The 22381-nt window shown below is 46.4% G+C and carries 23 protein-coding genes; 9 read left to right on the top strand and 14 right to left on the bottom strand.

All coding sequences use genetic code 11. The features are described from left to right. Positions 1–15: 15 nt before the first annotated feature. The 7 genes from LRP49_RS07975 (at position 16) to LRP49_RS08005 (ending at position 7809) form a co-directional block, all read left to right on the top strand. A complete protein-coding gene (locus LRP49_RS07975; RefSeq protein WP_274141469.1) occupies positions 16–1077 on the top strand; it encodes an extracellular catalytic domain type 2 short-chain-length polyhydroxyalkanoate depolymerase in 1062 nt (353 codons plus the stop codon). A gap of 81 nt (positions 1078–1158) precedes the next feature. Continuing rightward, positions 1159–2223 (top strand): SGNH/GDSL hydrolase family protein, encoded by a 1065-nt coding sequence (locus LRP49_RS07980; RefSeq protein ID WP_274141471.1) that lies wholly within the window; start codon positions 1159–1161, stop codon positions 2221–2223. A gap of 50 nt (positions 2224–2273) precedes the next feature. Next, positions 2274–2912 carry a glutathione S-transferase family protein gene (locus tag LRP49_RS07985; protein ID WP_274141473.1) on the top strand — a complete coding sequence of 213 codons (639 nt, stop codon included), beginning with the start codon at positions 2274–2276 and terminating at the stop codon, positions 2910–2912. Between the two features lie 89 nt (positions 2913–3001). After that, positions 3002–3232 (top strand): hypothetical protein, encoded by a 231-nt coding sequence (locus LRP49_RS07990; protein ID WP_274141475.1) that lies wholly within the window; start codon positions 3002–3004, stop codon positions 3230–3232. Between the two features lie 234 nt (positions 3233–3466). Then, positions 3467–4495, top strand: coding sequence for a dihydroorotase (gene pyrC, locus LRP49_RS07995; RefSeq protein WP_274141477.1), 1029 nt, complete (start codon positions 3467–3469; stop codon positions 4493–4495). A 251-nt stretch (positions 4496–4746) separates the two neighbouring features. Continuing rightward, positions 4747–6351 carry an ABC-F family ATPase gene (locus LRP49_RS08000; RefSeq protein WP_274141480.1) on the top strand — a complete coding sequence of 535 codons (1605 nt, stop codon included), beginning with the start codon at positions 4747–4749 and terminating at the stop codon, positions 6349–6351. 168 nt (positions 6352–6519) lie between these two features. Continuing rightward, positions 6520–7809: a hemolysin family protein gene (locus tag LRP49_RS08005; RefSeq protein WP_274141482.1), complete on the top strand. Its 1290-nt coding sequence runs from the start codon at positions 6520–6522 to the stop codon at positions 7807–7809. Between the two features lie 468 nt (positions 7810–8277). Here the strand turns inward: LRP49_RS08005 and LRP49_RS08010 are convergent, their stop codons facing one another. From LRP49_RS08010 to LRP49_RS08070, 13 genes are all read right to left on the bottom strand, one after another. Next, a complete protein-coding gene (locus LRP49_RS08010) occupies positions 8278–8751 on the bottom strand; it encodes a 2TM domain-containing protein (protein WP_274141484.1) in 474 nt (157 codons plus the stop codon). 175 nt (positions 8752–8926) lie between these two features. After that, positions 8927–9238: a cupin gene (locus LRP49_RS08015; RefSeq protein WP_274141485.1), complete on the bottom strand. Its 312-nt coding sequence runs from the start codon at positions 9236–9238 to the stop codon at positions 8927–8929. 105 nt (positions 9239–9343) lie between these two features. Further along, the gene (locus LRP49_RS08020) at positions 9344–9859 is read right to left on the bottom strand and encodes a UpxY family transcription antiterminator (protein ID WP_274141486.1); all 516 of its coding nucleotides are present in this window, start codon (positions 9857–9859) and stop codon (positions 9344–9346) included. Between the two features lie 319 nt (positions 9860–10178). Next, on the bottom strand, positions 10179–10478 hold the full coding sequence (locus LRP49_RS08025) for a hypothetical protein (RefSeq protein WP_274141488.1): 300 nt from the start codon (positions 10476–10478) through the stop codon (positions 10179–10181). Continuing rightward, on the bottom strand, positions 10475–10987 hold the full coding sequence (locus tag LRP49_RS08030) for a hypothetical protein (protein ID WP_274141491.1): 513 nt from the start codon (positions 10985–10987) through the stop codon (positions 10475–10477). Before LRP49_RS08030 ends, LRP49_RS08025 begins: the two co-directional genes overlap by 4 nt. Before the next feature lie 332 nt (positions 10988–11319). Then, a complete protein-coding gene (locus LRP49_RS08035) occupies positions 11320–11847 on the bottom strand; it encodes a thermonuclease family protein (protein ID WP_274141493.1) in 528 nt (175 codons plus the stop codon). Positions 11848–11922: 75 nt separating this feature from the next. Further along, on the bottom strand, positions 11923–12117 hold the full coding sequence (locus tag LRP49_RS08040; RefSeq protein ID WP_274141495.1) for a hypothetical protein: 195 nt from the start codon (positions 12115–12117) through the stop codon (positions 11923–11925). A gap of 78 nt (positions 12118–12195) precedes the next feature. Next, a complete protein-coding gene (locus LRP49_RS08045) occupies positions 12196–12861 on the bottom strand; it encodes a DUF2589 domain-containing protein (RefSeq protein ID WP_274141496.1) in 666 nt (221 codons plus the stop codon). Between the two features lie 269 nt (positions 12862–13130). Next, positions 13131–13769, bottom strand: a complete 639-nt coding sequence (locus LRP49_RS08050; protein ID WP_274141498.1) for a DUF2589 domain-containing protein — start codon at positions 13767–13769, stop codon at positions 13131–13133. Between the two features lie 15 nt (positions 13770–13784). Next, entirely contained in the window at positions 13785–14399 is a 615-nt protein-coding gene (locus tag LRP49_RS08055) for a DUF2589 domain-containing protein (RefSeq protein WP_274141500.1), read from the bottom strand. Positions 14400–14431: 32 nt separating this feature from the next. Further along, positions 14432–15085, bottom strand: a complete 654-nt coding sequence (locus LRP49_RS08060) for a hypothetical protein (RefSeq protein WP_274141502.1) — start codon at positions 15083–15085, stop codon at positions 14432–14434. A gap of 432 nt (positions 15086–15517) precedes the next feature. Continuing rightward, positions 15518–16066 carry an RNA polymerase sigma factor gene (locus tag LRP49_RS08065; RefSeq protein WP_274141504.1) on the bottom strand — a complete coding sequence of 183 codons (549 nt, stop codon included), beginning with the start codon at positions 16064–16066 and terminating at the stop codon, positions 15518–15520. A gap of 429 nt (positions 16067–16495) precedes the next feature. Then, positions 16496–16843, bottom strand: coding sequence for a hypothetical protein (locus tag LRP49_RS08070; protein WP_274141505.1), 348 nt, complete (start codon positions 16841–16843; stop codon positions 16496–16498). 345 nt (positions 16844–17188) lie between these two features. On the opposite strand from LRP49_RS08070, the gene LRP49_RS08075 reads away from it, so the two are divergent. Next, entirely contained in the window at positions 17189–20122 is a 2934-nt protein-coding gene (locus LRP49_RS08075; RefSeq protein ID WP_274141507.1) for an ATP-binding response regulator, read from the top strand. Positions 20123–20140: 18 nt separating this feature from the next. Here the strand turns inward: LRP49_RS08075 and LRP49_RS08080 are convergent, their stop codons facing one another. Further along, a complete protein-coding gene (locus LRP49_RS08080; RefSeq protein WP_274141508.1) occupies positions 20141–21091 on the bottom strand; it encodes a DMT family transporter in 951 nt (316 codons plus the stop codon). A gap of 182 nt (positions 21092–21273) precedes the next feature. Between LRP49_RS08080 and ada the strand changes: the two genes are divergently transcribed. After that, positions 21274–22332, top strand: a complete 1059-nt coding sequence (ada, locus tag LRP49_RS08085; RefSeq protein WP_274141509.1) for a bifunctional DNA-binding transcriptional regulator/O6-methylguanine-DNA methyltransferase Ada — start codon at positions 21274–21276, stop codon at positions 22330–22332. Positions 22333–22381 lie beyond the last annotated feature (49 nt).

A 22381-nucleotide genomic window follows, 5' to 3' on the forward strand; every position in this document is an offset into this window, starting at 1 on the left:
ATTTATGAGGCCAAGATGAAAAACATTCCAATTGCAGTTCTGTTAACCACCGCAATGCTAAGCGTCTTTGCGCATGCAGCAGACAAGGAAAACACCAATGCTTTACCTCAGCTCGGCGCGGATAGCGAATCTGTGACCGTTTCTGGTTTGTCATCCGGCGGTGCAATGGCCGTGCAATATGGCGTGGCATTCTCTTCGGAAGTAAGCGGCGTAGGTGTTATCGCCGGCATCCCGTATGAGTGCGTCAATGTACTGAGCTTTGACCCTACCGATCCACTAGCCAGTCTGACCAATGCCGGTCGCGCCTATCATTGCATGGAGAAAGGAGCCGACCTCGATACCCTATTGTCCCTGACGAAGAGGCACGAAAAACAGGGGAAAATTGACAGCATTAGCAACATCGCTAAACAGAAGGTGTGGTTATTTAGCGGAACTGAAGACCCGACCGTCAAGCCTGTTACGATGGAAACCGTTCACCGCTATTACCAAGAAGTCGGCCCTCAAAAAAACATCAACTTTGTGAAAAACATACCTGCCGGGCATGCGTTCGTAACAGATGATGTAGGCAGCCCATGCAGCGAAACAAAAAGCCCGTACATCAACGATTGTGATTACGACAGTGCAAAAGAAATGCTGTCTTGGGTGGTTGGCCCATTGAAAGATTCGCCACCTAGCCAACCGGGTAAACTATCACTGTTCGATCAACGCCCGTTTATCGACTCCACATTGACAAGTATGGATGAGCAAGGCTATGTCTTTATCCCTCAAAATTGCTCTACTCAGAGCGGTTGCAAAGTGCATGTAGCATTTCACGGTTGCCAGCAAAACAAAGACACGCTAGGAGATGAATACCCGACTGAAGTCGGTATCAACGAATGGGCGGATGCCAACAACATCATCGTCCTCTACCCTCAAGCGAAAACCCGCCTGATGATGAACCCGAAAGGCTGCTGGGACTGGTGGGGATATACGCGATATGACTACGCCTATAAATCAGGGCTTCAGATGAATGCGGTGAACAAAATGGTGAAGCACCTTCTGACGAAAAACCCCGCTCAAGACACAAAAACAATGTAAGTCAAAGTATTGCCAAAATTTGGCGGTAATATCCATGGTCTAGCGTTCACGCAAACGTCTTTACCATGGAGCCGCCAAAAAATGGAACACACGCGCATTATCTCGAACGAAAAAAGAATCACCGATCCTGCCACACATAAGCATGTTCGTTATGAAGGACGAATCGTTCGAGACAATGACACGGGTGTTGTGAGATGTAATTGGCCGGGCATAAACTTTCAATGTCGGTTTGTAGGGCAGTATCTGGCCATTGAACTTAAAGGATGTGGTGATGGTTTTGATGTGCTGGTTGACGGCAAACTTGCTAAAAAAATCACCACTTCCCCTCAAGGAATACGAGAAACGTTTGCGTTAATAGAAGCCGACACATCAACAGCGGTAACTATCGAGCTCATAAAACGCACTGAGAATTACGTGTCATTTTGTACCCTCTTCGCATTCCATCACGATGGGGAATTTGAACCGCATCCCAAAGACCACCAACCACATATTCTGTTTATCGGGGATTCCATGAGCGCAGGCTATGCCAGCGAGTCCAACACCATCGAATGCTCGACGGAAGAAGTGTTCGACACGTCTAACGCGCGATTGGCTTTTCCGTATCAAACGGCGAGACGTCTGGGTGCGAGTCTTGCCCAAGTCTCATACTCCGGCATGGGATTGATCAGAAACTGGAACGGTACTGCGCCGCATCAACACATACCAGATTTTGCCTTTAAAGCGAGTGCTATCGAAAACGATGACACCCACTACACAGAGAAAACACCCAACCTAGTAGTCATTGAAATTGGCACAAACGACTTCAATACACCTTTACAGGCGCAAGAGTCATGGCAATCTCTAACCGAGTTTACACAAGCGTGGACACAGCGGATGGTAGCGTTTGTTGAAGAGATTGTGGCCCACTATCGAAACCCAAATGGCGATCATGACGACGTGAATATCCTGTTGGCTGTCCCTACCCAAAAGCTAGAAGAAGCGGCAGACGCTGCGATTGCAAAACTGCACGCCCTTGGTAGAGCCAAGGTTTATCGCCACACCTTCAAGATCCAAGGTAAAGGCTGTGCCAGACACCCGATTGAAAGCGAGCATGCGTCAGTGGCAGATCACATGAGCCAGTTTATTCGCGACTATGATTTGCTGTAACCCAGCTTCATGTAAATTCACCTAGTCAGTATTTCGTTCAAGGATGTTTGATGTACCAACTCTACTACGCAAGAAACAACGCCAGTATTGCTCCGCATATGCTTTTGCATCATATGAGGCTCGACTACGAATTGGTGTTGGTGGATAGAAAGGCAAATGCGCAAAAATCGGCGTCTTACTTGAAACTCAATCCAGCAGGGCGCGTGCCTACTTTGGTCCACAATGGCCAAGCGATATTCGAAAGCCCTGCCATTTGTATTCACCTATGTGAACAGCACCCAGAGCATCAATTGATGCCACCTTTAGGCTCCCCATTACGGCCACTGTTTTTCCAATGGTTGGCCTATTTGAACAATACACTGCAAACCGCGCTTCTGGTTTACTACTATCCGCAAAGACACACCACTGACGAAACGGCGATAAACGGAGTTAAAGCCGCAGAGCGCGTCCAGATTGGTAACGCGCTTAGTGTGCTCGATAAGCAATTGCAACAAGGTAAGTATTTATTGGGGGAGCAGATTTCAGCCTGCGACTTTTTCCTCGTTATGCTCTGCGGCTGGCTACCGAACATCGAAGACGCCAAAAAACAATGTCCAAACCTCGTCAGGTACCTTCGCGAGATGGCCAAACACCCAACGGTTAAGGCGGTTTACGAGAAAGAAGGGGTATCGTTGGCGTGTTTTGGGTGAGTGGTTAGGGAAAGCTCAATTTGATCAACAAGTGGCGTTTTTCGCCAACGACGAGGGCATGAAATGCAGGAAAGTACCGAGGGCCATCAATGGATCGAATAATTGAAGAAGAGTTGTGGAACTATGTTTGTTTTGAACGCGATGACAACATCTATCTCACTTATGTCGGTCAATCCGGCCACGCAACGGTCGACTATACCGTCAAACTGAATGCCTATGAGGTTAACTTGGTCAAATCTGGCCACTCATCAGTAAAGCGATTGCTGGGTGGTTTTAACCAAACCCGATTTATCATTCCGCCTTTCTGGCCAATAAAGTAAGCCACTCTTCTATCGTCTGTTAACCCTTATTTTGATTGCAGTTCGCACCTTACTTTTCAACACGCTACTGCACGTGTTCTTTCCCATCGTTTGACATCACACCGATAAAAAGGGGTGAAATATGAAGGCTTTTCCTCTATCATCCTGCCGCCTGAGCGCAAGCGTTTGCGTTTCTTTTCTCATTCCTTGCTAGCAGGCGCCAATCCGATATTTTTGCTATGGAGGGACGCCTTAATGACCACACTAACAATCACTCGCCCTGACGACTGGCACGTACATCTTCGCGATGGCGAAGTACTGACAGATACCGTCCGCGACATCAGCCGTTACAACGGTCGCGCACTCATCATGCCAAACACCGTTCCTCCTGTTACAAACACTGAAATGGCCCTTGCGTACCGCGAGCGCATTATGGCGGAAAAACCTTCTGCTCAGTTTGAGCCATTAATGGCCCTTTACCTGACCGACAACACGTCACCAGACGAAATCAAAAAAGCGAAAGCATCCGGTGCGGTTGTTGCTGCCAAGCTTTACCCAGCAGGTGCCACCACAAACTCTGATTCAGGTGTAACCTCTGCGAAGAATATCTACCCTGTGTTGGAAGCGATGCAAGAAGTCGGCATGCTGCTTCTGGTTCACGGTGAAGTGACCACGCACGACGTTGATATTTTCGACCGTGAAAAAGAATTCCTCGATACGGTTTTGGCACCGATCGTGAACGACTTCCCAGGCTTGAAGATCGTGCTGGAGCACATCACTACCGCTGACGCGGCAAACTTCGTGAAGAATGCGAACGATAACGTAGCAGCAACCATCACGGCGCATCATTTGATGTTTAACCGCAACCACATGCTGGTTGGTGGTATTAAACCTCACTTCTACTGTCTGCCAATTCTAAAACGCAATACGCACCAAAAAGCATTGGTAGAAGCCGCGACGAGCGGCAGCAAGAAGTTCTTCCTAGGCACCGACTCTGCACCGCATGCTAAAGGCGCGAAAGAGTCTGCTTGTGGTTGCGCAGGCTCTTACACGGCACACGCGGCACTTGAGCTTTACGCTGAAGTGTTTGAGCAAGAAGGCAAGCTGGACAATCTGGAAGCATTTGCCTGTTTTAACGGCCCAGATTTCTACGGTATCCCACGCAACACTGACACAGTGACACTGACCAAGGAAGAATGGTCTGTGCCACAAACTATGCCTTTTGGTGCTGATATTGTTGTGCCAATCCGTGCGGGTGAAACCATCAGTTGGAAAGTGAAGTAACAGCATAACCCACTGAAAATCAGTATGATCTAAGTAGGATATTAAGCACCGTCTGTGGCCTGCATACGGTGCTTTTTTATTGCCAATCTCCCGCCAGACAGCGTTGAAAGTAAATCTCACAAAATCTTAAGACGTGATCTTACTCTCACATCTGTTCTTTGCCGCATTAGTCTGTATAATTCGCCGCCTATTTACTCACGTTCAGCAACTGGCGTAGAGAACAACTCATTCAAACACCTAGGAATACTTCTTTGATTTCGACAGCTAACATCACCATGCAATTTGGCGCTGAGCCGTTATTTGAAAACATCTCTGCGAAGTTCGGCAACGGTAACCGCTACGGTTTAATCGGTGCAAACGGCTGTGGTAAATCAACCTTCATGAAGATCCTAAGTGGCGCGCTGACACCGAGCTCAGGTAACGTGTCTATTACCCCGGGGTTGAAGCTTGGCGTACTAAGCCAGGATCAGTTCGCCTTCGAAAGCCACAACGTTATCGACGTGGTGATCATGGGTGACAAGAAACTGTGGGAAATCAAACAAGAGCGTGACCGTATCTATTCTCTGCCAGAAATGAGCGAAGAAGACGGTATGAAAGTCGCTGAGCTTGAAAGCGAATTCGCGGAAATGGACGGTTACACGGCAGAAAGCCGCGCGGGTGACATTTTGATCAAAGCAGGTATCGAAGAGAGCCTTCACTTTGGTTTGATGCAACACGTTGCGCCGGGTTGGAAGCTACGTGTGCTTCTTGCTCAAGCACTGTTTGCTAACCCAGATATTCTGCTGCTGGACGAACCAACCAACAACTTGGATATCCACACCATCGGCTGGCTGGCGGAAGAGCTTAGCCAACGTAAGTGCACCATGATCATCATCTCGCACGACCGTCACTTCTTAAACACCGTGTGTACCCACATGGCAGACATTGACTACGGTGAACTGCGTATCTATCCGGGTAACTATGACTACTTCATTGAAGCGTCAGGTTTGATCCGCGAACAGCTACTTTCCAGCAACGCGAAGAAAGCGGCAGAGATCAGCGAGCTTCAAGACTTTGTAAACCGCTTTGGTGCGAATGCGTCTAAAGCAAAGCAAGCAAGCTCTCGTGCTAAGCGTATGGACAAAATCAAACTGGATGAAGTGAAATCATCTAGCCGCATCAGCCCTTCTATCGACTTTGGCGAAGGCAAAAAGCTGCACCGCCAAGCGTTGGAACTGCAAGACCTCGGTCACGCGTATGAAGACGAATTGCTGTTCGAAAAAGGTAACCTGCTGCTGGAAGCGGGTGAGCGTCTTGCTGTTATCGGTGAGAACGGTGTTGGCAAAACCACCCTGCTTCGCTGCCTTGTCAACGAGCTTTCACAAACGCAAGGTGTAGTGAAGTGGGCGGAAAACGCATCCTTCGGCTACTGCCCTCAAGACAGCACTGCTGATTTTGACAACGACATGACCATTTTCGAGTGGATTTCACAATGGCGTACCGCAAAGCACAACGACCTGATTGTTCGTGCGATTTTAGGCCGTTTGCTGTTCACCGAAGATGACGTCAACAAAAAAGCCAAGAACTGTTCAGGTGGTGAAAAGAACCGTTTAATCTTCGGTAAGTTGATGATGCAAGACATCAACGTCTTGGTAATGGACGAACCAACGAACCACATGGACATGGAAGCAATTGAAGCGTTGAACAGCGCACTGAAAGTGTACCCAGGCACACTGATTTTCGTCAGCCATGACCGCGAGTTTGTATCATCTCTGGCAACATCAATCATCGAAATCAAAGATAAGAAGTTGAACAACTTCCAAGGTACTTACGATGAGTACCTCGCGCATCAACAAAAGATGCTAAACGTTGCATAACGAATAGAAAATCAAAAAAACAGCCTATTCAGGCTGTTTTTTTATCTCTCTACCAACAATCCTTACAATTCCTTACGGTTCTTGCTTCAAAATTATTCATTTTGTCACATTCCATAATTACATTCCGGATTATTCTGACGGCTGTTAATTACGTGAATTTAATACTTTATGGATGTTCTCTTACTTGTTGGTTTAATTGTTCTAAATGGTTTGTTTGCGATGTCAGAAATCGCTCTGGTCGCATCAAAAGCCAGTCGGCTTAAAAAACTCGCCGAAAACAGCAAAGCAGCAGCCACTGCTTTAGCACTCAAAGAAAGCCCTAATACCTTCCTTTCGACTATTCAAATCGGCATCACCGTTATCGGTCTTTTAAGCGGTATTGTCGGTGAAGCGACGCTCTCTGTGCCATTTGCTGAATTTATGGTTCTAAACGGGCTAGATGCGGACACGGCCAATATCCTCTCGACCGCTATCGTGGTGGTAGGTATCACTTACTTCGCCATTGTTGTCGGCGAACTGGTTCCTAAACGTATCGCACAATCAAAGGCTGAAGCCATTGCCATGGTGGTTGCTCTTCCGATCCATTGGGTATCCATTATCACACGGCCATTCGTTTTGCTGCTGAGTTTCTCGACCCAAACCTTGCTGAAACTATTAGGCATTAACAACGACAATGACGATGTGGTAACCGAAGACGATATCCAAGCCATCGTCAATGAAGGCTCAGAATCCGGCGCGATTGAACCGCGCGAGCAAGAGATGATTAAAAACATTCTCCATCTCAATGACCGTTTAGTGGGCTCGTTGATGACACCGCGACGCGATATCGATTATTTAGATATCGAACAGCCGGTTGATGTGCTTCTTAAACGCATTCGCGGCACCAAGCACAGTGTTTTTCCTGTGTGTCGCGGCAACCTTGATACCGTCGTAGGTACAGTGTCAGCAAAGATGCTGCTTAGCAGCTCCAATGAACTGAGCACACCTTCTATTGTCAAGCTCGTGAAACAGCCGCTGTACGTGCCTGAGTCAATGAAAGGCTTAACGCTGTTGAACCACCTGCAAACACACAGCGCGGAAATGGCCTTCATCATCGATGAATATGGCGACATTCAAGGTCTGGTTACTCACTATGATTTGCTGGAAGCCATTGCCGGTGAGCTGTCTTTATCACCTCAGGAACAATGGGTAAAAGAGTTGCCCGAAGGCGGCTGGGTGATGGATGCTCTGATCCCAATCAGTGAGTTCAAAAACAGGTTGAATATCAATGCACTGGATGGCGAAGATCAAGAAGGCTTCCAAACGTTAAATGGCATGCTGACTTGGTTGGTCGACCGACTTCCTGCTGAAGGCGAGGTGATTCAGCATGGTCAGTGGAGCTTTGAAATCCTGCTTATCGACCACAACCGCATTGCGAGGGTGAAGGTCACTGAAGCCACGTTAGAAGAAATGGTATAAAAAAATCCCGGCATCCAAGGAGGAAACGCCGGGGGTTGACTAGCAGAACCACTGTAGGGGGAGTCGCTGCTACAAATCCACGAAGGAGAATGTGCATTCAGGCCAACTCGAAAAGCCTGAATGCTTGCAGAGCAGCAACGCCACTCACATCGAAAAGTGACGCTCATCAGCAAGGGGAGAAGGCCTACTCTATCCCCTTGCTTATTCACCTCGACTTATCGCCTGTGAATATAGCGGCGTCTTAAAATGCCCCGCAATACATCTAAGTAGATACGTAAACATCACCGTTCAGTCACATCAATTTCGACCAAATCAGTTAATTCTTGTAACGCCTCACACCCTCGATATAAAGCAAATAGCCACACCACGTTTCCGGTAGCGAAAACGCCTGCATTCACGATCAAAAAAGCCAGCAAAATGCTGGCTTCAAGGTTGTTACGCTTTTGGCTTTTGGATTTTGGATTTTGACTACAGCTTTCGCCCCAGCCGCTTTTCAATCTGTTTCTTTTCCCATTCTGGGCCAAAGAAATTCAGCACATCAAATGTATTCAATGCTTGAACGACAAGACCAATACCCCAGCCCATGGCTGGCCACCATGCCCAAATGTATTCAGGGCTCGTAAGCAGGTTAATCACAAACAGCATGCCAATCACCAGCACATAGGTGACAAGGTGCGAGTAAAACCCTTTTATATCTCGCACTTGGTTCATCACACGCTCTTCTTCTTCGGTGTATTTCACTTCATCTGTCATGTCTGGCTCCGCCGTTTTTTGTAAGTCGGTTATTTGAACTTCAAACACAGCAGCCAACGATTTCAGCGACTCTAATCCCGCTTTGTCTCCTCTTTCGAGACGTTGAATTGTGCGAACACTCAACCCACTCATCTCTGAAAGCTGTTCTTGAGACCAACCACGCTGTAGTCGTAATTTCCTGATAATCATTGGTATTTCCTTTCTGCTGTTTGCCAACTAACCTACCGAAAAATAAGCACTGTCGGCCACGACACCGCCACGACACTTACATGACATCCCTTATAAATCATAATCTTACAGTGAAAATGATTGACAGCAAACTTTGACCACAAGTCTGCGACCTCAATCAAGCAACCGGTAAGTGTCACACCGAACCGGCCGTTTCGACCACCAAAATTCTCGCTTCACCTAAGGGCTTTGCCACGTGTTCAGTACCGACACTTGCATAAAAGATATCGCCGACACCCATCACTTCACAACAAGTCTCGCCATCTTTGCGATAATGCATTTCAACGGCTCCATCGAGCACAACGAAGACTTCTTCACCGTCATTGATATGCCATTTGTAGGGTTTGTCGGTCCAATGCAGACGGGTTGTTATACCCTTCATATTTGCAATATCTAGCGCGCCCCACGCACGATCAGCAGTAAATCGCGAACCTTTGATAAAAAGCACTTGACCGTTCCTTGGTTAAACATTGTGCAGAAAGAGTAACAAAAAAAGCGAGGTTTTCAGAAGGCGTTATGTAAGCACTACTCGTAAAGTAGTGCTTAGAGGGAGTTAAGCAGGCGTAGATATTTCTGTTCGGACAACGCTCGCTTTGGGTACATCGACCAATACGCAGCGCCCTAGTTGGCCAATTTCCATGGCGATTTTACGGTTGTTTTCATCGTCCAATAAAATGCCCGTCATGCCTTTTAATGAGCCATTGACGATTGCAACCGTCACACCATTTGCTAACGAACTGGCGATAGATGTCGACTCCTCATAGTAGTAAAGAATCGTTTTGATTTTAACAATGTGAGTAGCAGGAATAGACGCCAGATATTGATTAAAGCGCACGAAATGAGAAAAATCCGGCAGTGCTTTTATGGCCTCAAGGCCATCAGGTTTGGTTTGAACAAACACGTGTGATTTGAACAAAGGCTCGGTCGCGACCTTTTTCTTCCCGTCTACCGTTTTTCTGACTGTTCTAAGCGGTAAATAGGCTTCATAGCCCATGTCCAAAAGTTGTTCACACAGCTCGATTTCAGCGTTTGCATGGGTAAATACCGCATACCAGCGATAGTAATGCAAGGCTATCTCTCCTAAATCTCGATCAAATAAAAACGGCCATTAGAGGCCCAAAAACGTAACAGGTTGCAGAGAAGTGTCGTTGCGCGGTTAGCTCATCGTACACACACGACGAAACTGATGAATGCTTCGAATACTATCGCTAGTCGTCAGCGTAGAAAAGCGAATTAGTACGTTGTTGGGACAAACATTTATTTCACTCTAAGGACTTTCCGCACGAGTCACGGTAAATGCGCAAATTGCGCATTTTTGCATCAGCCCACACACCATCCTGTAAGTACATCAGGTAACACCTCGTCACTTTTTCGCCCACCATGAACCATCAGTTTCTTTCAACCAATTCACCCAACTGGTTAACACACTGGGTATAGGGCTCTGCGCCTGACTCAGTGAACTTATCATCAACACACGTCAATTTTTCCTTCGTCATATGTTCTTGAGGATGCGCGCTCTGGATGTCTTGAAAGACACTCACAATACCGAGTCCAACCTCCCCCAAAGCAAGGTTGATGACAATGGCTCCCGCCCCCAACACCATCAGCCAATGAGGCACAATTGACCGCATTCTTCCAAAAAAGCCTGGCCGTTTGAAAATCACTTTTAGGTTGTCTTTACGTCTCATGTCAGACTCCCTGGCTTCATCAAGGTAACTATCGGCTCAAACTCATCGCATGCCTTGCTTGAGTCAAAGCGATACCTCAGATTTTCTGACATTTTGGCAATCTTCCCGCGACCAAATTTAAGGTAGAAACTGTCTTCATCAATCACGTTGAGATAATCAATATCGGTATCAGACATTTTCCCCGTCGCCGGCAAGCCAAGTGTCACTTGCATCAAACGGACAGCGTGACTGCAATGCGCATAGGAGGCGTAACGAAACAGTGAGTCCGCAATGGCTTGGCTATGAATGTCATTAGCACGTAACACCAACCAAACATTTGCTCGATAGCATTCGCGAAAGAGTAAATCGAATTCTTCCCGTTGCCAGCCAGCTTCGATAAGTGCAAGTTTCCACGCACCAGCTTGATCCCCTAAACGGCCGAGCGGCAATTGTTCTAATCGGCTGTCTAACGAATCGACTTCAAAAACGTCTTCAATCAGGTGTTCAAACGATAAAGCGAATTCCGCCAAAGTAACGCTCCTTCCTGCACGGCAACTCACAAAGAGTCGCGATAGGGATAATTGTTGGTTGTATTAATAAGACGGCAGTCAAATAACGGTGTGACAACTATTTTCAGTCATGTTGACAATTGGTAAGCATGAAGTGAGGCGACAAAGCACCCGCTCATCTGATGAGTAATAGGAAGAACCCCCTGCACTGGTCTGCCACCCCAGCAATGGGATTAAGGCAGTCATTTCAACGCGCCATTGCTGGCAGGGGGTTCCAAATTGTCGAATACGTTGCATCGTCAGTTCACATATCTAAGACGGATTAGGCCGCTTTTTGTGAACACATTTGTATGTCATGTGCTTGTCGCTATTGCGTCAGACTTTTTCGGTGTATCTGGTGTTTCGCAGTCCCATATGCTCCGCTTTTCGCCAAAGTATGGTGCAACCAAATTTTGCTCTAGCAAGTACTCCGCTACGCTCATTTCTATTCCATCATTAGTGAACCACAAGTCACCCACCATTTCTCCAGCATGGTTGAGCATTTTTGGATCGATGTTGTTGACCCGCAACGAATCAGCGCGACGCAGCAATTTGGCTACATGTTGCTTCGCCGCTTTACCCAATGCGATTTCACATTCAGAAATAGGAGCCCCATGTTTTTCGCCCTGCTGGTTTTGAGGAGCCTCAATACCATAAAGCCGCAAATCAACAACCGTATATTGGTGGGGATACACCTCAAGCAACACGCGAACTGTATCCCCACTAATGACTTTTATAAGCTTGGTGGGAAATTGGTGAATAGTTGGCTCTGCCAACGAAAAAGAAGATACCGTCCAGAACAAAAATAACGACTTCGTCCATCGTTTTCTTAGTGTTTTCATTATTTATCGCCTTATTTGCTCGAAATGAAATCAAACGAAAAAGCGCATATCCGCAATATATCCACAATATATTACTTAGAGTTCACGTTTTAATTGCTCAAACTTACCATAGGCACTCTTCGCTACTTGACGGCTTTCAGTGCTGATACTGACTGATGCATTGCACTTAACGTTCGCACACTGAAATTTAAATCCACTCATTAGCAATTTAGGTTCAATCGCAATGGGAGATTGGCATGCTGGACAATTAATGGTTGTATTGTTTGACATAAATTATTCCCTAATAACGCCCCGGCAAATAACCGAGGCGTGAGTTTAAAGAAAAGTAAAACGGACGACTGTCGCTTATTAACCGCCGTTCTGGTTTTGACCAGCGTCTCCATCATCTTTCAGCTGGATAGGCGTAACGTTCTGGGCAAAGGCCTGGATAATGGTGGTAACACCTTCTGGCAAAGGCAATTGGCCCGCGTGAGCGTGAATGTCATATTTTGCAGAGTTTGACTTCTCATAGTGCGACTTCTCAGACGACGCTGATTTGCTCTTAGAGGAAACCGAACCGCTCACTTCTGCAGAGAAACAACCATAACCAACCTTCGCAGAGAACGAACCTTCCGCAGCACTTTCTGACTCCGCTGAAGTCTCTTTGTCGTTCGAGAACGAGCTTTTCACTTCCATTTCAAAGTTAACGGTAACTTCGTCAACAGCCAATGAGTTCAAAGGCATGATGGTCATCAGAGGCAGGTTGAAATCAGTAACTACCGGGTCACCCGCTTCACCGTTCGCTTTGATCACTGAACGTGTTAGCTTCATGTTGATCATGATAGGCGTGTACGTTGTATTGCCGTCAGCTTCTTCGACGTTAAAACAAGTGCTCAACAGGAACTGTGTTTGCGTCAGAGCCATTTTGGCGTTGGCTTCTGCACCTGCCAAAAGCGGAGCAGAGATCAGTGATTTAATTGGAAGGCCGCTAAACTGTTGAGCCATAGAAACGAGAGCACGATTTTGATCAGGCATTATAGAATCCTTAATGTCGAAAATAATTAAACTCTGCTTTGAGCTAGAGACGCTCAAAGCGCACATAACAACAAAGGCTTGTTATGTCGCAATCTCCAGAATTAATCTAAAGAAGTTGCTCTTTTAAATAACTCACGGAACGTGAATTAATTTATTAACCAGTAAATGTTTTCTATAACTTAAAGACGTATAACTTATTAATTAGTGAATGTTTATTTCCACAAATTTTTATTTAAAAACAAAGAAAATGATTTTTATACCTCTACGTATTACTCCCGACTTTGAATGGGTGAAATACATTGTGTATACGCATCAATGACCGCCGTAATCCCCTTCGGGAGCGGCAACTGACTCGCGTGTGTAGTGATTTCATACTTGGCGGCGTTACTTTGTTTTTTCTCTGTTTCACCGGATGCATGATGGTTCGAGGTAGACGACACTGAGCCCGTCAATTCCGTTGTTTGCTCGGAGGTCTCTAAACGCTGAGAGAGAGAGGAGTCTTCCTTCTCATCACGTTTCGTGTCTTCACTGTTCTTGCTCACGCTACTAAATGAACTTACCACTTCCATCTCGAAGTAGACTTTCACCTCATCAACCGCTAATGAATTGAGAGGAATAAGTGTCATTAGCGGCAAACTAAAGCGCGTTTCAACATCCTCACCTGGTTGACCGTTTCTATCGATAACGGGCCGCGTTACTGTCATGCTTACCATGATGGGCTTAAAAAGTTGGCTATCCCCATCCGGTATTTTTTCAAAACAGGTATCCAGCAAAAAACGTGTTTGGGCCAACGCCATTTCACTATTGGCCTGTGCAGCCGCAATCAGCGGTGCGCCAACTAACGAGCGCATAGGTAACCCACTAAACTGTTGCGCCATTGAAATCAGGTTCTTATTTTCATCTGCCATGATGTGACTACTCTCTTATCCCGGAATTTGCGCCCGCAAGGCTTTCTCGTATCCCTCAATGACTTTTTGTAGCCCTTTCGGCGGTTCATGACCAACGAGCGTAATTGCAATTTTTGTGTTGGTATCATCTGGCCGCACTTGGTTTTCAGCTTGGTTTCCACCTAGCGGTCTGAACGCGACATGCAGTTCATCATTGTCATCTGCCGTCACTTCCAATTCCGCTTCAAAATGCACCTCTTTGATACGCGGGCTACTTATGGGGCAAAGAGTAATAAGCGGTACATTAACGATGGTTTTTTCTATCTCTCCATTTTTGCCTTGTCGAGGAAATGCCATCGCGACCATTTTCGGGCGATGGATCATCTCTTGCTCGGGTGCAATGTGTTTCGAACTTTCCGACACCTCATTAAACTCTTTGAGCAAGGAGTTCGCCTTTTCCGTATCTTGGCGATCGAGGGCTTCATGCGCTTCAGAGAGCCGTTTTGCTTGATTTTGGTGCGCGTGATATTTGTCGCTGGGTATCTGGTCAAAGAATTTGTCGACGTGCTTAATTCCCTCAGACTCAACAGCTTGCGCGGCACTATGAATACTCTTCTGTATTGCCTGCATCAGTGCTTGGAACTTGATCATAATGAAATGCCCTATCAGTCTTAATTCACAGGTTAACTTCTCGCCTGGCTAACAAACGTTTGTATCTGCTGTTGAGCCTTGCGATAAAAATCATCGTCAGATTGGTTGGCTTGGTAGGTAAGAATTTGGGTTGTTCTCCCCAAAGATGTCAGCCCTTTTACTTGTTTTGATGCGCGCTTTTTACTGACATTAGCGCACGCCACCACCAGCTCCCCGCCTTCATTCACATACAGATCCAGCTCGATACGAACCGTAAAGGTTTTAAATTGCGAGTACGTGGGAGGTAGCAGAGATATCATGGGTATGTGTTTTACCGATGACCCCGTCTCTTCTTGCTCAATCGCCACCTTTTTTAGCTGGTAGTTAGAACGTGGCTTTTTAGGCGAAGAGATACTGTTCACGCACTGCAAGAGTGCATCACAAGCTTGTTCAGCATTTACCAAATCACGCGCAGCGATTGCTTGCGCCACTTGCTGGGAGTAAGTCTGCACATCTTTCAATGACGCGTTATCGGGACGTCTTTCAACATATAACGCCAACACATCTGACAATTGCTCAGATGACGCCTGTGCTAGCTCATCAATCCCTGATTTGATCATTTCCACAAATCGTCGATAAGCAATGACGTTGACCACGGTGGCCGATTTCTTCCCTTTCGCCGCCAACCATCCTGGTAAAATTTTCATCCGTCTCACCTTATTACCGGCCCCAGTTCAATGAGGCGGGCACAGTAAACAGAAGCGGAAAAGGATTAACTTTTCACTTCAACATGTAACGCTCTATTCATTTGAGACGGCGAAAGGGAAACGTTGTGACGACTATTTGTGCTCATGTGTCGGTTTGTTCGCTAAGGGGGGTTATCCAGCGACGCATGCTCCAATTTACATCGCGCGCCTTATTTACATCGCAGCCCATAGTGACAAACCAACTCATCGCAAATTCGCTTTATCCCTTTCCAAAGTGAGTAAGCGCATTCACTCGCCTCTACCGCCATGTTTTTCTTCCCTCTCACTTCTATCAGTGTCCCGACATGCCTTGCGGCGTCCATTAGCAATGACCAGTGGCTCACCATTTACTGACGTTGACGGAATAGCTGTAGATTGTGCATAGAGAATGACTCAATGAATAAATGCTCTGATCTGCTTACGAGCCAACTGAACACGCTTGCGCACATTGGCTTGGGAGATCTGCAAAACCTCGGCAATTTCGGGATATTCCATTTCATCGACAAAGCGATACTGCACGACGCGTTGCAGGTCTGGGGTCAGTCTTTCATAGGCGCGAAGAACATCATTGAGCGTGTTATCACGTAGAATTTTGTCTTCCAGCGGCTCGGTAGTGACGTGAGAAAAGTAGAATAGGTCTGGACTATGAGAGACGGTTTCACAGAGAGTAAGTTGTTTCTTCTGGTCCCGCAAAATGTCGATACAAATGTTGTAGGTGAGCTTACAAAGCCAAGAAAAAGGACTGTTGATTTGGTCACTACGACGCAAATAGTGGTGATACGCTTTTTCTCTCGCCTGTGACATTGCATCTTCTACTCTCGCAACATTCCCATTGAGCCATCGCATGCAACAGTTTCTCAATCTGTAATGATTTTTTCCCCACAGCATCCAAAACTCATCCGGCGTTGCGCTCTGCTCGGTAACTAGTGTTGTCTTGATCACAATCTTTCTCCTTTTTTTGTCGGGGAAAGACTCAGCTAAGAAATGAATGTGAAGGATTTTGGTCGCCTTTAAGGAGTAAGTCGCATAAACATGAAACAGACAGTCCACTTATCCATACAGGCAATGAGCGAGGGCAGGAATTTAAGATGCGATATAAAAGTCTTTATTTATATGTAGTTAGAAAAACAACATCATGATGAACACAATATTATCGATGCGACACACAACAGAAAGACTAATATTTAAGGCATGTCATTTGCGAGTGGCACCAAGGATGCGTGAAACAGGACGGAAAATTACCCCGCGCAATAACTCATTTGGCAGGGAAGATAATCTTTCGAGGGGAAGAGGGGATTCATATACAACAAAGGCTGAGCGCATAGCGTTCAGCCTTTATACTCATCGGCAGGAACATTCACTTAATGTTCGCTATTTCGCCAACACGTTCTTCAAAATGGCCGCTTTAATTTGGTGAATTTTGAACTCTTTGTACGAGAAAATCCCCAGCATGGCCAATGTGACACCAACACAGGTGTAAAGCTGAAGAGAGGAGTAAATACCAAGATTTGTCAGGAGAAAATATAACATCAGTATCACGACAAACGCCTGAGTGACCCAGCGAGACTTATCATTGAAATTAAACGTGTCTTTTCTATCATCCCATTTGACATGAACACGGCCGACAAGGAAGCCAAGCTTTATCATTAAGCCATCCGTGATTTCTTCATAATCAATGTGATTCAATGCCAGATATTTTTGCAGTCCCTTAAGACTCATTCCGTTCTCCTAATCGCATTCCTAACGTGCATACGCTTCACCGTTTCCGCACAGATAATACCAAATCTCTTTCGACTCAACAGAACATTCCATGGTGAAAGTTGTTTCAAGGCAATAACCCTCAACGGTGGTTCCTATCAATCAACGTCGCAGAAAAAAGAAAAGTTATTTCGTGGAGAAAAGTTATCAGGATGGTGACACGTGGCAAGGTAATAATTGAATACCATATACCCAACCCCCTTACGCCTTTTTATTTTGTCTATTAGTCATGGAAGATACAGTGAAGCGTCGAAGTATGTGTCAAAACGAAATTTTCGATGAGACTACAAATCAAGGCTGAAGAGCATGTCTGATTGGGTATCGATTTCTTCAGAAAACTCAGTGGCGATACTTCTGGTTTCGATCGCACTGTTCGTGATGTTGTGGGCATCCTATTTTGTCATTGCACTCACGAAAAAACGTTCTGGGCTCTCTCCGCCGCTTTACGTTCCTTATACGCTTTACACCATGTTCATCTCCGTTTGGATCCTCTCTAATGCGTACTTTCAATCGTATTTATTGGTAGAGACATCAAGAGCGGTCGCATTGTGGATGGCCATGATCGCAAACATTGCCTCAGGGCTCGCCTTTTGCTTTGCCTATCTGTTTTCTTGTCGCCTGCGTTCAGAGCAAGACGGCTACAAAATATCTCGTTGGCAATGGTGCATTTTTAGTTGTTCAGTCTTGACCATCATACTGACAAACACGTCCCCCGGGCTCAGTGTGGTGAGCGTAGACGTAGAAGATATCGGTCAGTTTATCATTCACTTCGGTGCGGTGGCTTGGGTGTTCTTCGCGTGCCTATTTCTGGTTATCGTGTTGACGTTACGTAACTTTATCCTGTCCAGCAAAAGCCCGAGCATGCTAAAACGCGTCAAATCCTCCTATATGGTATTTGGTATGGTGGCGTTTATTTTCTCCACCTTTGTCGCTCACTTTGCTATTCCTGTTCTCTTTAACGATTTCTCGGTCACTTGGGTTCCTCCCGCGCTCTCAATCGTCGAAGCACTTATGGTTGGTTATGCGCTGCTCAGCGATAGGTTCTATAGCTTTCGCTATGTCTGCCTGCAGGTGGCAAGTTTTTCCTCCAACGCCATGCTTTACATTATTCCTGCCACCCTAATTACCAACCTCTGTCAGAATCAAAACATCGCACCACCCATCGCTGCTGCCACTCTGATTTCCGGTCTGTTTTGGCTTAAAACACATGCATTTTTTCTCCGTAAATTTAATCACTTAATTTACCACCAGAAAGGCAACCCTGTTGAGAACATCAGTAAGCTTACGAATGATTTTCGATACTCCACAGAACTCGCCATTGAAAAGCTCAACACCCTATTAAATGCCAAGTCAGGCCAAATACAGGCAGTGGGCAAAAATGCAGAAAATGTTGCGCTCCTCTTGTACTTTCAGGGAAACCGTACCATTTTGGTCAGGGACGAGCTTGAATATCAGGTTAGCCACAGTCAATCTTCCAACAAAGACGCGCTCAAGCAAATTGCCAATGAGATGCGTAACAAAGATATCTCTTTGGTTCTGCCTATCACCGACGAACAAGATGACATCGTCTATTTATACGTTGTCAGTAAGAACCCCAAAGAGTCCCTCATCACCAGCGAAGAAATATTAGGCCTCCAAAAACTCTTTGCTGTTGCTAATCGCTTTATCGTCACAGAACAAAAAATCCGCACGTCGCATGTATTGGCCGGTTCTATTGCTCATGAGATCAGAAACCCACTAACAAAAATTAACTATCACTTTGAGCGGATCAATGCCGACATGTTTGGTATTGATAAAGATGAGCCACATTCGATTGCCTCACCTGAAATGCAGAAGATTTACCATGAACTCGTTGAAGGTAAAAAGGCAGTACAACTGGGGAATCGTTTTATAGATGCCATGCTCAGTGAGCTAAATGGAGAAGGGATCAGCACAAGTTTATTCAAAACCTACTCAGCAGCCGAACTCACGTCACAGGCCATCAATGATTTCAGCTTTAACAGTGAGCAGGATAAGCAACGTGTGGTATTCAATAAGCAATCTGATTTCGTCTTCCATGGCAGCGATACCCTGTACAGCTTTGTCATCTTCAACTTGCTAAAGAATGCGGTTTACTACTTCGACTCTCACCCAAATAGCAACGTGAATATCCGTTTTGGCAGTACAACCGAGAAACATCAGGTAAGGGTCATTGATACGGGCCCCGGCATTTCAAAAGAGCAACAAGCCCACATCTTTGATGAATACTATTCACAAGGGAAATCCAAAGGCAACGGATTAGGTCTCGCCTACTGTCGACGCGTCATGGAGTCCTTTGGTGGCAATATCGAGGTGCGTTCTGTCCCGGGCGTATTTACCGAGTTTGTCCTGACATTTCCATCCTTAGATACAAGCAACCTAAATGCGGCCGTGGTGAAAAACCTCACTCAAAACCTCAATGGAAAGTCTTGCCTCGTTGTGAGTGACAGCAACACCTACGCGTTATTGTCTTCTGAGTTATTGTTACTTGGCACTCAAACAACCTGGCTATCTGAAAACACGTCCATACACGCACCGATGACGACACGGTCATATGATTTCATCCTCATTGATACTGACCACATTGAATTTAGCAACGACATAATAAAACGACTTCGTTCCGGGGAGCTCGGTCATCAAGCGCAAATCACCCCCATTTGGCTGCTCGCGCAGCCCAACACTTGCGACCCAATCGTCGACAACTACATCATTAGCAATCTTGCTCAGGGAAAAATAGACAGTATCAATCATCGTGAGTCTTTCCTGCATTCCCTTGATACGGTGATCAATGATGGAGGATTGCACCAAGTCGGCTGCCTAATAGGTAAGCGAGTGCTTGTTGTTGATGATATGCAGGTGAATCGCCTTTTGGTACAAGGCTACCTTGCCACTGAAGGGGTGGACGTAGTCCATGCATCGTCAGGGCAAGAAGCGATTTTAAAAGCCAAGATGGAACGCCTTGATTTGATTCTGATGGACATCCGAATGCCCGGCATGGATGGCATCGAAGCGACAAAGTCCATCAGACAATGCAGCCAAGGTATTCCGGTTATTGCGTTATCAGGGGAATACACCAGCGACACACTCCTCTCGATTGACGACACTATGGATGATCACTTAGTAAAGCCTGTCACTAAGCAACAGCTTGTAAAAATGCTCATCAAGTGGCTTGTGTCACCATCACATTCAAGGCTCGACAGTCGAAGATCCAATCAGGTATAAGCGTGTTGCTCTCGCCTTTTAGTTTTTTGGGGAATTGCTCTTTTCATCGCGATTGATATGGTTAACACCTTGCCAAAGTCGACCATCAATGGCGGATAACCCCAACGCGATAAGTAGCATGCCAACAATGTGAATAACGTCTAGTGATTCTCCCAGAAAAACCGTGCCAAGGAACACGGCGGACACGGGCACCAGCAGGGTCACGAGCAGCACGTTTGTTGCACCGGCGACTTCCAATATTTTGAAATACAGAACGTACGCTACCGCGGTTGAGAGGATTGCCAGAGCGAAAACAGATGCCCAAACAGGCGTGTTGACTTCCCCCACTCCTATCACACCATCCACATACAGCGTCATAGGAAGCATCACGATTGACGATGCTGTCACTTGCCCTGCTGCAACGATGATCGGGTTTATCTTCATGGTTTTAAACCGACGTCCAAACACACCCGCAAACGCATAGGAGACAGTGGCTCCGACAATGGCTAACTGCGCAAGCAGCGTACCTGTACCACCTAAAGCTGGCACACCTATCATCACCACCACACCCGTAAAACCAATCATGACACCAATGATTTTAAGTGGTGTCGGCTTTTCATCAGGCAGCAAAAGCCCCGCCACAATCACAGCAAAAATAGGCGTTGCGGCGTTTAGTATTGACGCTAGCCCAGACGCAATTTGGGTTTGTCCCCACACAATGAGCACAAACGGAATGACGTTATTCAACATCCCCATTCCGAAAAACGCGAGCCAAACTTGTCGCGACAAGTTTGGGCGAATACCGATAGCAAATGCAAAGCTCCAAAGCGCAATAGCGGCGATACTCACGCGAAGAAACGTGATCGTCAGTGCAGGCAACTCACCGACCGCGACACCCACGAAGAAAAAAGAACCGCCCCACAGCATGGAGAGAAGGATCAGTAAAAACCACACTCTGGCAGACATGGTTGAGCTAATCGTTGTTGTCATCACTTAGGTCCTGTCGTCATTCCATGTTCCCAGATTAACGCCCTCAAAAAGCACAAAACATCCGATTCTTGCGCATCATTTTCGTCTATAAATAATTCCCTAACCATTTTCGGATGGAGCCTTGCCTTGCTCTATGATGTGATAGCGAGAACTCATTGGGCAACGCAATGGATGGAGTGAAAATGACCATGCTAACTAAACGCGAGATGGAAACCGCAGTCTCAAACCGAGACAACCGCTATGACGGACGGTTTATCTATGCCGTGATCACCACAGGTGTGTTTTGCCATCCCTCTTGTACATCAAAAGCTGCCAATCCAGAAAACATGCGATTTTTTGATGATGCCCAAGGTGCGATTCAAGCAGGGTTTCGTCCATGCAAGCGTTGCTATACCGACACCCAAGATACACGAACGCGGCAATTGATTGATGTGGTTCGATATATCGAAGCCCATTGTGAAGACAAGCTCACCCTACAAACGTTAGCGGATATGGCGGACTTGTCCCCGTCTCGCTTTCAAAAAGTGTTCAAAAGTACATTTGGCATCTCGCCCAAAGCCTATCAAGATGCCTTTCGCATGCGCCGCTTTAAGCGGTCATTGAAAACAGGCAACAGTGTGACAGATGCGATTTACGACTCCGGCTTTGGCTCAATCAGTCGCGTCTATGGCGAAGAATCACGCAAAATGGGCATGAACCCCAAAACCTACAAGGCCGGTGGCGAAGGAGAAACCATCTACTTCACCTGCCGTGAAACCAAGCTCGGACTCCTATTGATGGCTGCCACAGACATTGGCGTGTGTTGTGTTCAATTTGGTGATGATGAAGCCTCACTGGTTGCCTTGCTTGAGCAAGAATTCCCTAACGCGCAGTTTGCCGCGTCCGATGCTCAAACCAGCCATGAGCTGGATGATTGGATAACCGCACTGGATAACCACATTAGCCAAGGTGTTCCAAAACCCGATTTGCCATTGGACATGCGCGGTACAGCGTTCCAAATTAAAGTCTGGCAATTCCTCCTTAGCATCAAAGACGGTGATGTACGTAGCTATGGCGATGTCGCCAATGAAATTGGCAATCCCAATGCAGTGAGAGCAGTCGGCACCGCCTGTGGTAAAAACCGAATAGGCGTTCTAGTTCCTTGTCATCGAGTACTGAGAAATGATGGCAGCCTAGGCGGTTACCGCTGGGGACTAGAGCGCAAGAAAGCCTTGCTGGAGCAAGAAAAACAAAGTGCCTGATAAGCGCATTCCGCACTGAGAAAAAAGCCTATCTTTAGGAGATAGGCTT

This window comes from Enterovibrio qingdaonensis (genome assembly GCF_028683135.1).
In the GTDB taxonomy this organism is placed as follows: Bacteria; Pseudomonadota; Gammaproteobacteria; order Enterobacterales; family Vibrionaceae; genus Enterovibrio; species Enterovibrio qingdaonensis.

What these genes read in the sequence shown, in the direction of transcription:
- LRP49_RS08045 (WP_274141496.1), bottom strand. Translation starts at nt 12,861, where the DNA reads ATGCCTGATCAAAATCGTGCTCTCGTTTCTATGGCTCAACAGTTTAGC.
- LRP49_RS08055 (WP_274141500.1), bottom strand. Translation starts at nt 14,399, where the DNA reads ATGATCAAGTTCCAAGCACTGATGCAGGCAATACAGAAGAGTATTCAT.
- LRP49_RS08025 (WP_274141488.1), bottom strand. Translation starts at nt 10,478, where the DNA reads ATGAGACGTAAAGACAACCTAAAAGTGATTTTCAAACGGCCAGGCTTT.
- LRP49_RS07985 (WP_274141473.1), top strand. Translation starts at nt 2,274, where the DNA reads ATGTACCAACTCTACTACGCAAGAAACAACGCCAGTATTGCTCCGCAT.
- LRP49_RS08070 (WP_274141505.1), bottom strand. Translation starts at nt 16,843, where the DNA reads ATGAGTCTTAAGGGACTGCAAAAATATCTGGCATTGAATCACATTGAT.
- LRP49_RS08080 (WP_274141508.1), bottom strand. Translation starts at nt 21,091, where the DNA reads ATGACAACAACGATTAGCTCAACCATGTCTGCCAGAGTGTGGTTTTTA.
- pyrC (WP_274141477.1), top strand. Translation starts at nt 3,467, where the DNA reads ATGACCACACTAACAATCACTCGCCCTGACGACTGGCACGTACATCTT.
- LRP49_RS08035 (WP_274141493.1), bottom strand. Translation starts at nt 11,847, where the DNA reads ATGAAAACACTAAGAAAACGATGGACGAAGTCGTTATTTTTGTTCTGG.
- LRP49_RS08040 (WP_274141495.1), bottom strand. Translation starts at nt 12,117, where the DNA reads ATGTCAAACAATACAACCATTAATTGTCCAGCATGCCAATCTCCCATT.
- LRP49_RS08010 (WP_274141484.1), bottom strand. Translation starts at nt 8,751, where the DNA reads ATGATTATCAGGAAATTACGACTACAGCGTGGTTGGTCTCAAGAACAG.
- LRP49_RS08075 (WP_274141507.1), top strand. Translation starts at nt 17,189, where the DNA reads ATGTCTGATTGGGTATCGATTTCTTCAGAAAACTCAGTGGCGATACTT.
- LRP49_RS07990 (WP_274141475.1), top strand. Translation starts at nt 3,002, where the DNA reads ATGGATCGAATAATTGAAGAAGAGTTGTGGAACTATGTTTGTTTTGAA.
- LRP49_RS08050 (WP_274141498.1), bottom strand. Translation starts at nt 13,769, where the DNA reads ATGGCAGATGAAAATAAGAACCTGATTTCAATGGCGCAACAGTTTAGT.
- LRP49_RS08060 (WP_274141502.1), bottom strand. Translation starts at nt 15,085, where the DNA reads ATGAAAATTTTACCAGGATGGTTGGCGGCGAAAGGGAAGAAATCGGCC.
- ada (WP_274141509.1), top strand. Translation starts at nt 21,274, where the DNA reads ATGACCATGCTAACTAAACGCGAGATGGAAACCGCAGTCTCAAACCGA.
- LRP49_RS07980 (WP_274141471.1), top strand. Translation starts at nt 1,159, where the DNA reads ATGGAACACACGCGCATTATCTCGAACGAAAAAAGAATCACCGATCCT.
- LRP49_RS07975 (WP_274141469.1), top strand. Translation starts at nt 16, where the DNA reads ATGAAAAACATTCCAATTGCAGTTCTGTTAACCACCGCAATGCTAAGC.
- LRP49_RS08005 (WP_274141482.1), top strand. Translation starts at nt 6,520, where the DNA reads ATGGATGTTCTCTTACTTGTTGGTTTAATTGTTCTAAATGGTTTGTTT.